Here is a 12582-nt window from a genome sequence, read left to right as displayed (position 1 = left end):
TACCAAAAGCCTAGGGGTGAACCTCCCGCTATGCCCTCCGTGACGGATAAATGAGACGATGACCACATCGAGTCAGGAACGCCCCCCGCTCACGGGGTCTCGGCGGATCCCGGGATCGCCGAACCCGCCGTGCTCGTCGGCTCGGCCGGCTCCCCGGGGTCCGGCGCGGCGGTCGGCTCCTCCCCCGGACCGGGCCCGCTCTGCGCCCCGACCCCGACGGTGATCACCACCGTGGCGCCCGGCCGGACGCACCCGCCCGGACCCGCGCTCTGCGCCAGGACCGTCCCGGCCCGCGCCCCGTCCACCAGCCGCGCCCGCGTCCGTACGGCGAAGCCCGCCCCGGTGAGCGCGCTGCGCGCGTCCGCCTCGGCCGAGCCGACCACCGAGGGCACCTCCGCCCCGCGCCGTGACACCGTGATCGCGACCGTGTCGCCCGAGGAGGCGCGCTCGCCCGCCCCCGGGCTGGTCGCGACCACCTGCCCGGAGGGCCGGTCCGAGCAGAGGGCCGTCACCGCCCCGACACCCAGCCCCGCCGCCCGGAGCACCTCCCCGGCCGCCTTCCTGCGCAGTCCCGCCAGCTCGGGGACGGGCACGCCCGCCGAGACCCTCAGCCTGACCCTGGTGCCCCTGGCCACCGGGGTCCGCGCCTCCGGCAGGCTCCCGAGCACCCGGCCGATCGGTTCCGCGGAGTCGACCTGGACGACGCTCCCCGCGGCCAGCCCGGCGCGTTCGAGGACACGGCGCGCCTCGGAACGCTCCAGGCCCGCCACCGCCGGCACCGCGACCGCTCCGGCCGGGACCGTGGCCGGTCCCCCCGGGCCGGGGACGTTCCTGGCCGGCACGGTGCCGTGCTCACGGCGGGGGACCGCCGGACCGGACTCCGTGCCGGCCTCCGCCCGCTCGGCGAGGACCGACGCCCCGGACTCCGCCGGCGGCACCGGCGCCCACCCTCCCCCGGCGGGTCCCCCGTTCCCGCTCAGGGCCGGGACCAGCACCCCCACCAGTACGGCGGCGCTGACCAGAAGCGATCCGGAGACCGCCACCGACGCCCTGGTGGCCGCCCTGCCGGGGTGCGTCCGCGTCCCGGCGGGTTCCTCCTCCGCGAGGCTCCGCACGGCCCCGGTCTCCCGCCAGGGAGCGGGGATCGCACTCGCCGGGATCGCACTCGCCGGGAACGGGCTCGCGGGGAACGGGCGGGCCGAGACCGAGCGGATGGAGACGGGCCCGGCGGGGACGGAACGGACGGGGACCCCGTCCACGGGGAGCGCTCCCGTCCGCCACCCCCCTTCCCCGTCGTCCCCGCCTCCGCCGGGACGGGCGGCGTCGGCCTCGCCGCCCAGGCCGGCGGCGAGGCCGCCCCCGCCGTCACCGGCACCGGCGGCGAGACCGTCCCCACCGTCACCGGCACCGGCGGCGGGCCCGGCGCCGTCACCGGGATCGGCGCCGTCACCGTCGCCGAGCAGCGTGAGCAGGAGCTCGCGGCTCGTGGGCCGGTTGCGGGGGTCCTTGTCCAGGCAGGCGGCGACCAGCGCGGCGAGCCACCCGTCGAGGGCGCCCAGCTCCGGCGGGGCGGTGAGGATGCGGTGCAGCACGGCCGCGATCGAGTCCTGCCCGAACGGCGCCTGGGCGTTGGCCGCGAAGCACATGGTCGCGCCCCAGGAGAAGACGTCGGCGGCCGGGTCGATCTCGGCCCCCTCCACCTGCTCCGGCGCCATGTAGGCGGGGGTGCCCGCGCCGCGCCCGCTCTGGGTGGCCGCCGCGTCCAGCGCCCGGGCCAGCCCGAAGTCGATGACCCGGGGCCCGTCGGGACCGAGCAGCACGTTCTGCGGTTTGAGATCCCGGTGGACGATCCCCGCCCGGTGGATCGCGGTGAGCGCGGTGGCCGTGCCGATCGCCAGCCGCTCCAGCGCGCCGTCCCTCCTCGGCCCGCCGACGGCGACCTCCCGGTGCAGGGACGGCCCGTCGACGAACTCGCTGACGATGTAGGGGCGGTCGTCGGCCAGCCCCGCGTCGATCACCTGCGCGGTGCAGAACCGGGCCACCTGCTTGGCCAGGCCCACCTCGCGCAGGAACGCCTCCCGCTCGTCGGTGATCCGGCCGTGCAGCAGCTTGACCGCGTACGGCTCGGGAGCGGTGTCGGGACGCATCCCGAGGTACACCGATCCCTGTCCGCCCTCGCCCAGACGGCCGACGATCTCGTACGTGCCCAGCCTTTCGGGATCCCCCGGTCTGAGCGGCTGCGCATACGGCACACGGGCCTCCCCTCGCCGCCACTCCTCCACTCAGGAGAAGGCATCCCCCGCAGTCGGCGCAAGCCAATCCCCTGTGCCCATGACCGTGACACTCATGTGATGCTCAGGCCAGGCCCATCTCCGACAGGGCCAGGTCCATGAAGGCGCCGATCGGCTCGTCCACCGCGCCGACCCGGTGCAGTGCGGCCATCCCGAGGTAGACGCTGTAGCCGGCGACGGCGCGCCCCCGGGCGAGGTCCGGCGGCTGCCCGGCCTCCTCCAGCGTGGCCCCCATGAACTCCAGCCGCCGCGCGCTCACCCGCCGGGCCGTCTCGGCGGCGAGCGGGTCGTCGGCCGCGCTGACGAGCTGGAAGGCGATCTTCGAGTCCACCGGGTCGCCGAAGGCGAACTCCAGCAGCGTGCGCATGCGCAGCACCGGGTCGGGGACCTCCAGCAGCCCTTCGATGATCTCCTCGGTGCCGGTCTCCCAGAGGGCCAGCGCCGCCTCGACCAGCGCCCGGCGGTTGGCGAAGTGCCAGTAGAAACTGCCCTTCGTGGTGCCGAGCCGTACGGCCACCGGCTCCACCGCCACCGCCGCCAGGCCACCCTCGGCCAGCGCCTCCAGCGCCGCCCTGGCCCAGTCCCCCGCATTCAGCCGACCCACCCGCACAGTCTTCCATACGGGGGCGTACAGTCAGACCGTACGCAACCGTATGGAGGAGTCCCATGGTGTACAACATGCACGAACGCCTCATCCCCGCCTCGCCCGAACACGTCTGGGAGCTGCTCATGGGGCTCGGCGGCGAGGGCGACCGGCTCTGGCCGCAGGAGAAGGGCCCCTTCCGCCTGCCCGAGGGCGCCCGCCCCGGCGCCCCCGTCGAGCACGGCCCGATGCGCTACCGCGTCGGCGCCGTCGAGCCCCGCCGCCGCCTGTGGTTCGACACCCGGGAGATGACCGGCGGGCACGGCTTCACCCTCCACCCCGCCGAGGGCGGCACCCTCGTCCGGCACGAGATCACCGGCCGGACCACGGGCCTGTTCCGGCTCCTGTGGCCGGTGCTCATCCGGTGGCAGCACGACGCGGTGCTGGAACGGCTCCTCGACAACCTGGAGCGCGAGGCCGGTCGCGCCGTCGCGGGGTGACCCCCGGGTCGCCGGCCCCCGGCCCGGCGGGCGGAGCGCCCCGGCGCGAGCCGATAACCTGGCCGGGTGCTGGAAGAGATCGCGGCGACCCGCTACGTCACGCCCCTGCGGGAGGGCGGGTCGCTGCCCGGGGTGATGGAGGCCGACGACCTCGGCACCTACGCGGTGAAGTTCCGGGGCGCCGGGCAGGGCCGCCGGGTGCTCGTCGCGGAGGTCCTCTGCGCCGAGCTGGCCAGGCGGCTCGGCTTCCGCACCCCCGAGCTGAAGGTGATCGACGTGGACCCGCAGCTCGGCGCCCGCGAGCCCGACGAGGAGATCCAGGACCTGCTCAAGGCCAGCGCCGGACGCAACCTCGCCGTCGACTTCCTGCCCGGCGCGCTCGGCTTCGAGCCGCTCGCCTGGCCGCCCGACCCCGCCCTCGCCTCCCGGCTGCTCTGGTTCGACGCGCTGGTCCACAACGTCGACCGCAGCTGGCGCAACCCCAACCTGCTGCTGTGGCACGGCGACGTCTGGCTGATCGACCACGGCGCGGCCCTGTGGTTCCACCACAACTGGCGCACCGCCGACCCCCAGCGCGGCTTCGACGCCGGCGACCACGTCCTGGCCCCCTTCGCCACCGAGATGGCCGCCGCCGACGCCGAGTTGAGCGAGCGGATCACCCCGGACCTGCTCGACGCCGTGACGGGCGAGGTGCCCGGCGAGTGGCTGGAGGACGAGCCCGGTTTCGACGACGCGCAGGCCGTACGGCGGGCCTACGCCGAGCACCTGCTGGCCCGCGCGCACGGCCCGAGGGCGTGGCTGCCCGAGCCCGCCGCCGGACCGCCGCCGGACCGGCGGGAGCAGAAGACCGGCTCGATCGGCACGTTCTGGAAGGGCACCCGTTGACGTCCTCCCCCTCCTGAAGGAGGGGGATTCCAACCTGATCCCTACACGGAGAGGAGTTCAAGTTGAGGTTCGCGGTTCGCGGGCCCCGGCGATCCGGAGCCTCCCCGCGCAGCCACCGTGCGCCCCACGGCGGTGTCCCGGATGTTGCAGGCCGCGTTCACGTCGGCGTCGGCCCGGTGCCCGCAGGCGACGCAGCGGAACCGAGATTGGCTCTCTCTCGATTCGGCTGCGCGATGCCCGCAGGCGTTGCAGGTCTGCGACGTGTACCGCGGATCGACCTTGACGATGCGTCCGGGGGCCTTGTGCTCCAGACGGGTCACCAGCCGTCCCCACCCGCTGGCGAGGATGGACCGGTTCAGCCCGGCCTTCTGCCGGACACCGACGCCGGGGGCGTCGATGGTGCCGCGTGCCGACCGGGTCAGGTTGCGGATCTTCAGGTCTTCGACGGCGATGACGTCGAACCGGCGGGCCAGGTCGGTGGAGGTCTTCTCCACCCAGTCTTTGCGCCGGTCGGTTTCGCGGGCTTTCAGCCGGGCGATGGCGGCCTTCGTCTTCGCGCGCCGGTGGGAGCCGCGGCGGGCGCGGGCGAGTTTGCGCTGAAGCCGCAGCAGCCGGGTCTTCTCGCCATCCCGCAGGCCGGGAGCGGTCAGCAGCTCCCCGGTGGACAGCGCCGCCGCCACGGCGACACCCCGGTCCACGCCGACGGCCTCACCGGTGCCCGGCGCGGGAATGGGCTGCGGGACGGCGGTGAACGCGACGTGCCAGCGCCCGGCGCCGTCGCGGGTGATGCGGTAGGACTTCACCCCGTCGGGCACGGCCCGCGACCAGCGGAACCGCACCCAGCCGACTTTCGGGACCTTGACCTCGCCGACGTGGCGCGACAGGCGGCGCACCTGGTCGGGCTTGAGCGCGACGATGCGGAAGCCCTCGCTTCGGCCGCGCCTTCGCCAGGTCGGGCGGCGGTGGGTGCCGCCGAAGACGTTCGCCATGGCCTGGGCGAAGTCCTTGAGGGCCTGCTGCTGGACGACGATCGACCCGGCGCGCAGCCACGCGGACTCCGCTCGGGCTTCGGTGAGCTGGCGGCACTGCTCGGCGAATCCCGGTGCGTTTTTGCGGCCCGGCTTCCAGTGCGCGTGTTGTTCGACGGCGAGGTTCCACACGAACCTCGCGTGCGCGCAGTGCTCCGCCAGGGCCGCCTCCTGGGCGGGTGTCGGGGAGAGCCGGTACCGGGGCATGCCATCAATTTACCATCGGAGAGATGGTGCATGGTGGGTATTCTGGCGACATGAAACAGATCACGTTGCGGCTTCCCGACGACCTTCACGCGCAGCTCAAGGAGTTGGCGAAACATGAACACCGATCCCTGCACGCGCAGGTGCTGCACATCGTGCAGCAGGCTGTCCCGGCTCCGCCGGGCCATCCCTGACGGGACGCTCATTCCTCCCCGGCCTGAAGGCCGGGGCATCCTGGGCGGTGTCTGGTGAGAGACGTCTACGAGTACGCCGTCATCCGGGTCGTCCCGCGCGTCGAGCGCGGCGAGCTGATCAACGCGGGCGTGCTGCTGTACTGCCAGCCGCGCGGCTACCTGTGCGCCCGCGTGGAGCTGGACGAGCCGCGGCTGCGCGCCCTGGACGCCCGCACCGACGTCGAGGCGGTACGGCACGCGCTCGACGCCTACCGACTCTCCTGCACCGAGGACGCGGGCCCGCTGGCCGCGGAGTCGCTCGGCAGCCGGTTCCGCTGGCTGACCGCGCCGCGCAGCACCATCGTGCAGGCCGGCCCGGTCCACGCGGGCCTCACCGCCGACCCCGAGGCCGAGCTGGAGCATCTGATGTCCCGCCTGGTCCGCGCGGCCTGAGCAGAGCGGCGGGGCGCCTCCGACCGCTACGGACCCTGGAAGACGCTGTACGAGCGGCTGCGCCGGCGGAGCTCCGACGGCATCCGAGGGCGGCTCTTCGAGCACGTCAAAGCCAGAGCCGAGGTCGACTTCGGCGAGGTCACCGTCCGGGCTCACGCGCGGCCCAGCCCGCGGGCCAGCAGGGTCGCCGTTCTGGCGATCACGCTGTTGTCCATGGCCGCCGCGGGGTCGTCGCGGTTGGTGTAGACGGCGATGATCAGCGGCGCGCCCGACGGCGGCCAGGCGACGGCGATGTCGCTGCCCGGGGCGTAGGCTCCGGCGGCGCCTCCGGTCTTGTCGCCCACGACCCAGTTCGGCGGGAGGCCCTTGCGGATGCGCTCGGTGCCAGTGGTGCTGGCCCGCAGCCAGCCGTTCAGCCGCTGCCGGTCCTGGGGGTGCAGGGCGCCGCTCACAGTGAGCTTCTGCAGGCTGCGGGCCATGGACGCGGGCTTGACGGTGTCGCGCTTCTCTCCCGGCTTCCATTCATTGAGCTGCGGCTCCCAGCGGTCGAGCCGCCCGGCCGGATCTCCGAGCGAGCGGTAGTAGCGGGTCAGTCCCGCAGGACCGCCGATCTGCTTGAGCAGCACGTTCCCCGCAGTGTTGTCGCTGACCGTGATCGCGGCGTGGCACAGGCGTTCGGCGGTCATGCCGTTCTCGATGTTCTCCGGCCGTTCGGTGATCGGAGAGTCTCGGACCACCTCCTGAGCCGTCCAGTGCAGCGTGCGGTTCAGCAGGCCGGGGTCGGCCGTGCGGGCTTTGGCCAGGATGGCACCGCACAGGATGGCCTTGAAGGTGGAGCGGCTGGGGAAGCGCTCACCGCCCCGATAGGAGATGGTCTTGCCGGTACCCGTGTCGATCGCGAAGGCCCCGATGCGTCCCCGATAGGAGATCTCAAGCTCGCGTAACTGCCTGCTGACATCGAGCACGCCGGGGAGGGGATGCGCGGCGGACGCGGGACGCGTGTCGGCCCCCGCGGATCCGCCCAGGCCTGCGACGGCGGCGAACACCGCGGAGACCGCCAGCACCGAGGCTCCCAGCCTGACCCGGAATCGACCGTGACGAACATGCCTCATTTCAGCCCTCTGCTCTCAATTCCGATCTTCATGAGGACGACCAGGAGACCACGGGCCGCGGCGGCATGTCGAATACCGATATGAATTTCAAGCCATAATGATTCTGATATCCCACCAGGTAGAGCGGCCGATGGCGCATATCGACGGAGGACCGGCGAGTACGGCGAACACGGCCGCAGAGTGCGCAGACACCACGGCCACCGGTGGTGCCGTCCACGGGGTCGCGAGCAGAGCGATCTTCCCTTGACCGTGGTCGGACAGATGGGCACGACGGTTCCGTGTCGCCCTTTAGGCTCTGCCGTCATGAGAAGTGACGACCTGCCTGGCCGCACTGTCGCCGCCATCGCCGTACTGATCATGGATTTGATTCTGCTGCTGGCCGCGGGGTTCGCCATCGGCCGGGCACGCGACCGCGGTGTGCTGTGCGACGGCGCCAGCGTGCTCTGCTCCGGAGGGGACCCCGCTCCCGGGCAGCGGGAGGCGGAGATGATCTTCCGCTCTACCGTCGCCTACAGCTCCTTCGCGGTCATGGCCGCGATTCTGATCATCACTGCGGTCATCGCCCGGCGGCGTCGGCACAACAGCATCTTGATCATGCAGCTCACGGCCCTCGCGGCCGTGGCCGCGTTCGCTGTCCTGTGGAAGCCGTACGTCCCGCTGCACTGACAGGAGCGGCGAGGTGCTCCCGCGCATCCGTACGGCGACGCTCAGGGTGAACGCAGTCATCGCGGCACGCAGGACGGGAGGCGGACGGCGTGCACGGCCAGCCCGCCAGCCGTGACCACGACCGCCGCCGCCAGATAGAGCCGTCCCGGGTCCCAGCCGGAGTCGAGCAGCCCGCCGGCCACCAGCGGGGAGACGAGCGACCCGATGCGGCCCATGCCGACGCCCCAGCCCACACCGGTCGCGCGTACCGCGGACGGGTAGACGGACAGGGCGAGGGTGTACAGACCGGCCACAGAGCCGTTGACGAACAGGCCGATCAGCGCGCCCAGCGCGAGCAGCAGCCCGTACACCGAGACGGCAGGGACGAACAGGGCGAGCAACGCGGCCGTGGTGAGCGTGTAACCCACCAGCAGGTGCTGGAGTGCGAAGCGGGTCGCCAGCAGGCCCAGCACCAGGGTGCCGAAGACGCCGCCGAGGTTGAGCAGCACTCCCCAGGCGATGCCTTGAGCGGCCGACAGGCCGGCCTCCACCAGCAGTTTCGGCGTCCAGCTCGTGACGAAGTAGAACGCGGACATGGCGGTGAAGAAACCCGCCCAGGTCAGCAGCGTGTTGCGGCGTAGCCGTGGAGTGAGGATCCGCCGGATCCGGGGTGCCGGCTCGGCGGGCGTGTCCGGGCGGTCGGGCATGGACTCCAGCGCCGGCTGCTTCATCGCGACGAGCAGCCCGTTGAGACGCTCCAGGGCGCCCGGTGAACGCTTGGTGAGCAGGAAGTCCAGGGACTCGGGAAGCCGGTACAGCACCGCACCGATGAGCAGGGCCGTGCCGACGCCGCCGAAAACGAATACCGCTCGCCAACCGGACGAGCTCTGCAGCGCCATCGTGATGACCCCGCCCGCGGTGGCTCCGACGGCGTAGCCGGCCACGTTCAGGCTGACGGCCAGTCCCCGCCAGCGGCCGTTGGCGTACTCGGCGGCGATGACGTTGCTGCTCGCCAGGATGCCGCCCACCCCGATGCCGGTGAGCATCCGCAGCAGGCCGAGCTGGACGGCGTCCTGGCTCAGCGCCGCCCCCAGCATCCCGGCGGAGGCGACCACGAGGCAGGCCAGGATCAGCGTCCGCCGCCCGATGCAGTCGGCCATCGGGGCCAGCAGCAGCGAGCCCAGTGCCATCCCGACCAGGCCCACGCTGAGCAGCAGGCCGAGCTGTGAGCTCGACAGTGACCACTCGTCCGACACCGCGGCGGAGGTGTAGGACATGACCAGGATGTCGAAACCGTCCAGGACGTTGAGCAGCACGCACACGACGATCGCGGACCACTGCATACGGGACATCGGGGAGTCATCGACGCGGGCACGCAGCTCCGCGGAATCAGCCTGCATCCGACCGGCCTTCCAGAGGGGTGAGCAGTTCGCCGTCCATGTCCACCTCGTCGAATTCCAACCCGGTCGGTGACCGATGAGCCGGACGGACTCGCACGACCGCTGGTGACCACGCGGAAGCGGGTGCGGGACGGTCTTCGGGTCCAGCCGAGATCCAGGTGACACCGGCCATGGGCCGGATCTCGAGGTGCCGCGCCGTGCGGGCGGCACGGATTCGGGTGTGGCCCATGGGGCGGATGGCTTCGTCTGTGATGGTGTGAAGACGATATCCCGTTCGCGGAGGACGCCATCGACAGCCGTATCGAGCAGCTCTATCGCGAACACTGGCATCTGGTCTGCGGATATCTCCTGCGCCGGACCCGTGACCCGCACCTGGCCGAAGATGGCGGTGCCGTCTTCACCGTCGGACAGAATCAGTGCGGGTGGGTGGAATGGCCGACGTCGCCTACGATCTCACCGGTTCGGACTGATCATGGGCGCCCGTCGTCGTGGGCGACCATCAGCGGTACCGCGTGCTGGCCTCTCGATACGCCGAGCGCGCGGTCGTCCACCGCTGCCGGATCCTGCTGGTCGCGACCTTGGACTGGCCTCTCATGATTCGAAGGACAGGCCTCAGAACAGCACCGACATGAAGGTGCCGACCTCCGTGAAGCCCGCCTTCCGGTAGGCGGACCGGGCGGGGGCGTTGTAGTCGTTGACGTACAGCGAGACCACCGGGGCGAAGCAGGCGAGGGCCTGCTCGACCACCGCGGCCATGCCGGTCGCCGCGTGCCCCCGGCCGCGCCAGGCGGGATCGACCCAGACCCCCTGGATCTGGCAGGCCTGGGGGGTGACCGCGCCGATCTCGGCCTTGAAGACGACGGTGCCGTCGTCGATCCTGGCGTAGGAGCGGCCGATCCGGATCAGCTCCGCCACCCGCGACCTGTAGAGCGCGCCGCCGTCGCCCGCCTCGGGCGAGATGCCCACCTCCTCGGTGAACATCGCCACGCAGGCGGGGAACAGGGTCTCGAACTCCTCCGGCCGCACGCGCCGCACCAGCGGGTCGGGCGGGATCGGGGCGGGCGTGGCGGTGGCCATCAGCGGCTGGGCCCAGCGGACCGCGCGGGCGGGGCCCCAGTAGGGCTCCAGCCGCTCCCAGAGCGGCTCGACCGCGTCGGCCGGGCCGACGATGGAGGAGCAGCGGCGCCCCTGCCGCCGGGCCCGGTCGGCGAAGGCGTGCACGGCCTCGGGACCGGCGTTCACCGGGACGAGGTTGGCTCCGGCGTAGCAGAGCGAGGTCAGGCCGCCGCGCGACCCGAACCCCCACATCTGCCCGCCGAGCCGGGCCGGATTGAGCCCGACGGACCGGACCCTGGAGGCGACGAACACATTGGCGACGGGGTCGGTGTCGAGAAGCGCCAGGACCTCGTCGCGATCGTTGTCGTCGAGCACGCGCGACGCCGTTGTGCGCAGCATCACGGGCCCAGCCTACGCGAGACCTCCCGGTTTGACAGGACCGGCTCGCAGATCGGTGTTTACCTGCCCAGATCCGCTGTCATCGGTATGCGTTCGGCCCGGGTCGCGGGCTGAGGTCCGGGACCGGCGGCGCAGCGCGCGTCGACCCCCGCCCTGGTCCGTCCGGCGCGTCCGGGCAGCGTCCCGTCCCGCAGGTAGGCGGCCAGGTGCCCGTCCACGCAGCGGTTGCCCTCGAAGAGCGCGACGCCGTGGTCGCCGCCGCCCTCGACCACCAGCCGGGAGCGGGTGAGGATCCGGCGCATCTCCAGCGCGCCCGGGTAGGGCGTGGCGGCGTCGCGCCGGGACTGGATCAGCAGCGCGCCCGGCAGGGCCCGGTCCTGCCGGATCTTCACCGGGACTCCGCCCCGCCCGGGCCAGAACGCGCACGGCGCGTTGTACCAGGCGTTCTGCCAGGCGAGGAAGGGCGCCCTGGCGTGGATCGCGGCCGTGTCGGCCCGCCACCTGTTCCAGTCGCGGGGCCAGCGCGCGTCCGCGCACTCCGTCGCGAGGTAGACGGCGTAGCCGTTCTCGGTGGCGGCGTCGTTCTTGGCGTGCCTGCGGTAGGCGGCCAGCAGGGGCGCGGTGTCGCCCCGCCTGACGTACGCGGAGAAGGCCCGGGCGAGCTCCGGCCAGAGCGCGTCGGAGTAACCGCCGACGGTGTAGACGTCGTCGAACTCGCTGGGGCCGACCACGCCGCCCGCCGGGCGGGTGCGCAACCGCTCCCGGGTGGCGTACCAGGCGAAGGAGACGGCCTTGGCCGTCGCGCCCAGCCGGTAGACGCGGTTGTTGCGGGCCGTCCACGCCAGGAAGTCGCGGTGCCGCCGGTCGAAGTAGGCGTTCTGCTTGAGGTTGGAGGCGTACCAGATCCCGCGGGGGTCGACCACGCTGTCCAGGACCAGCCGCTTGACCCGCCGGGGGAAGAGCGTCGCGTAGACCGCGCCGAGGTAGGTCCCGTAGGAGTAGCCCAGGTAGCTGATCCGGGGCTCGCCCAGCGCCGCCCTGATCATGTCCATGTCCCGGGCGGAGTTCTCCGTGGTCAGGTGGGGCAGGAACCAGCTCCACCGCGTCTCGCACGCCTCGGCGTACTCACGGGCCCGGCCGACCAGCACGGACTCCTCCTGCGCGGTCTTCGGGACGTGGTCCGGGCGCGGCGGCGCGTAGTACTTGTCCGGGTCCACGCACCGCAGCGCGGGCGTGCTCTCCCCCACCCCGCGCGGGTCGAAGCCGATCACGTCGAACCGGTCCGCCAGCCCGCCGGGGAGCGCCGCCGCGACGTACTTGGCCAGGTCCCGGCCGGAGGCGCCCGGCCCTCCGGGGTTGACCAGCAGGACGCCCAGGTGGTTCCCGCTCCGCGGGGTCCTCCCCTTGATCCGGTTCAGCGCGATGCCGATCGTCCGGTACGGCTGCCGGTAGTCGAGCGGCACCCTGAGCGTGGCGCACTCCACCGCCGGGGCGGCCGGGGCGCTCCCGCGTCCCGCACCCGCCCCGTCGCAGGCCCCCCACACGAGATCCTGCCTGACGTGCGCCATCGCCCGAGGCGGCACCCCGACGGCGACGACGAGCATCCCGACGCCCGCGACAACCCCGACGACCCTCTTCACTGGGACTCCCTCTCCTCGATCGGCAGGGAGATCGTCCCCCGGAGGGTCGCCGCACCACCGGCCACCAGGCCGGATGCTTACCATCGCGTAGTCAATTGATTGCGGCCCGCGGCCGTCCGGCCGGACTCGGCCACGACGCGGGCCGGAGATCCACCGAAGGACCGGGGGTCCCGGACGGGCCCGGGCACGACGCGGGCCGGAGACGCCCCGAAG

Annotated in this window: 12 protein-coding genes; 5 read left to right on the top strand and 7 right to left on the bottom strand. The window is 72.8% G+C overall.

The window, feature by feature from the left end; translation table 11 throughout:
- Positions 1–89 precede the first annotated feature (89 nt).
- Entirely contained in the window at positions 90–2252 is a 2163-nt protein-coding gene (locus tag IEZ06_RS37165; protein WP_189236750.1) for a serine/threonine-protein kinase, read from the bottom strand.
- A 103-nt stretch (positions 2253–2355) separates the two neighbouring features.
- Positions 2356–2895 (bottom strand): TetR/AcrR family transcriptional regulator, encoded by a 540-nt coding sequence (locus tag IEZ06_RS11895; protein WP_268245594.1) that lies wholly within the window; start codon positions 2893–2895, stop codon positions 2356–2358.
- Between the two features lie 62 nt (positions 2896–2957).
- Between IEZ06_RS11895 and IEZ06_RS11890 the strand changes: the two genes are divergently transcribed.
- Positions 2958–3374: an SRPBCC family protein gene (locus tag IEZ06_RS11890; RefSeq protein WP_189236749.1), complete on the top strand. Its 417-nt coding sequence runs from the start codon at positions 2958–2960 to the stop codon at positions 3372–3374.
- A 66-nt stretch (positions 3375–3440) separates the two neighbouring features.
- Positions 3441–4259, top strand: a complete 819-nt coding sequence (locus IEZ06_RS11885; protein ID WP_189236748.1) for a HipA family kinase — start codon at positions 3441–3443, stop codon at positions 4257–4259.
- Positions 4260–4300: 41 nt separating this feature from the next.
- Here IEZ06_RS11885 and IEZ06_RS11880 read toward each other — a convergent pair whose 3' ends face one another.
- A complete protein-coding gene (locus IEZ06_RS11880) occupies positions 4301–5494 on the bottom strand; it encodes an RNA-guided endonuclease InsQ/TnpB family protein (protein ID WP_189236747.1) in 1194 nt (397 codons plus the stop codon).
- 50 nt (positions 5495–5544) lie between these two features.
- Here IEZ06_RS11880 and IEZ06_RS11875 point away from each other — a divergent pair, with 50 nt between their 5' ends.
- Positions 5545–5685: a FitA-like ribbon-helix-helix domain-containing protein gene (locus IEZ06_RS11875; RefSeq protein WP_189236746.1), complete on the top strand. Its 141-nt coding sequence runs from the start codon at positions 5545–5547 to the stop codon at positions 5683–5685.
- Between the two features lie 51 nt (positions 5686–5736).
- Entirely contained in the window at positions 5737–6117 is a 381-nt protein-coding gene (locus IEZ06_RS11870; RefSeq protein ID WP_189236879.1) for a DUF3037 domain-containing protein, read from the top strand.
- A 152-nt stretch (positions 6118–6269) separates the two neighbouring features.
- On the opposite strand, the gene bla is transcribed toward IEZ06_RS11870, so the two are convergent.
- Positions 6270–7181: a class A beta-lactamase gene (gene bla / locus IEZ06_RS11865; RefSeq protein ID WP_229797985.1), complete on the bottom strand. Its 912-nt coding sequence runs from the start codon at positions 7179–7181 to the stop codon at positions 6270–6272.
- A 351-nt stretch (positions 7182–7532) separates the two neighbouring features.
- Here bla and IEZ06_RS11860 point away from each other — a divergent pair, with 351 nt between their 5' ends.
- Positions 7533–7895, top strand: coding sequence for a hypothetical protein (locus IEZ06_RS11860; RefSeq protein ID WP_189236744.1), 363 nt, complete (start codon positions 7533–7535; stop codon positions 7893–7895).
- Positions 7896–7951: 56 nt separating this feature from the next.
- On the opposite strand, the gene IEZ06_RS11855 is transcribed toward IEZ06_RS11860, so the two are convergent.
- From IEZ06_RS11855 to IEZ06_RS11845, 3 genes are all read right to left on the bottom strand, one after another.
- The gene (locus IEZ06_RS11855; RefSeq protein ID WP_203871896.1) at positions 7952–9226 is read right to left on the bottom strand and encodes an MFS transporter; all 1275 of its coding nucleotides are present in this window, start codon (positions 9224–9226) and stop codon (positions 7952–7954) included.
- Between the two features lie 660 nt (positions 9227–9886).
- The gene (locus tag IEZ06_RS11850) at positions 9887–10729 is read right to left on the bottom strand and encodes a GNAT family N-acetyltransferase (RefSeq protein WP_189236878.1); all 843 of its coding nucleotides are present in this window, start codon (positions 10727–10729) and stop codon (positions 9887–9889) included.
- Between the two features lie 59 nt (positions 10730–10788).
- Complete coding sequence (locus tag IEZ06_RS11845; RefSeq protein ID WP_203871897.1) at positions 10789–12369, bottom strand: alpha/beta hydrolase; 1581 nt, start codon at positions 12367–12369, stop codon at positions 10789–10791.
- Positions 12370–12582 lie beyond the last annotated feature (213 nt).

The organism is Planomonospora antibiotica (genome assembly GCF_014647955.1).
Taxonomy (GTDB): domain Bacteria; phylum Actinomycetota; class Actinomycetes; order Streptosporangiales; family Streptosporangiaceae; genus Planomonospora; species Planomonospora parontospora.
Note: the sequence above shows the minus strand (reverse complement) of the source record. Positions and strands in the feature narration are given on the sequence as shown.

Bases quoted from the DNA above. Each gene is read 5' to 3' on its own strand.
- IEZ06_RS11890 (WP_189236749.1), top strand. From the start codon at position 2,958: ATGGTGTACAACATGCACGAACGCCTCATCCCCGCCTCGCCCGAACAC.
- IEZ06_RS11880 (WP_189236747.1), bottom strand. From the start codon at position 5,494: ATGCCCCGGTACCGGCTCTCCCCGACACCCGCCCAGGAGGCGGCCCTG.
- IEZ06_RS11875 (WP_189236746.1), top strand. From the start codon at position 5,545: ATGAAACAGATCACGTTGCGGCTTCCCGACGACCTTCACGCGCAGCTC.
- IEZ06_RS11860 (WP_189236744.1), top strand. From the start codon at position 7,533: ATGAGAAGTGACGACCTGCCTGGCCGCACTGTCGCCGCCATCGCCGTA.
- IEZ06_RS11855 (WP_203871896.1), bottom strand. From the start codon at position 9,226: ATGTCCCGTATGCAGTGGTCCGCGATCGTCGTGTGCGTGCTGCTCAAC.
- IEZ06_RS11850 (WP_189236878.1), bottom strand. From the start codon at position 10,729: ATGCTGCGCACAACGGCGTCGCGCGTGCTCGACGACAACGATCGCGAC.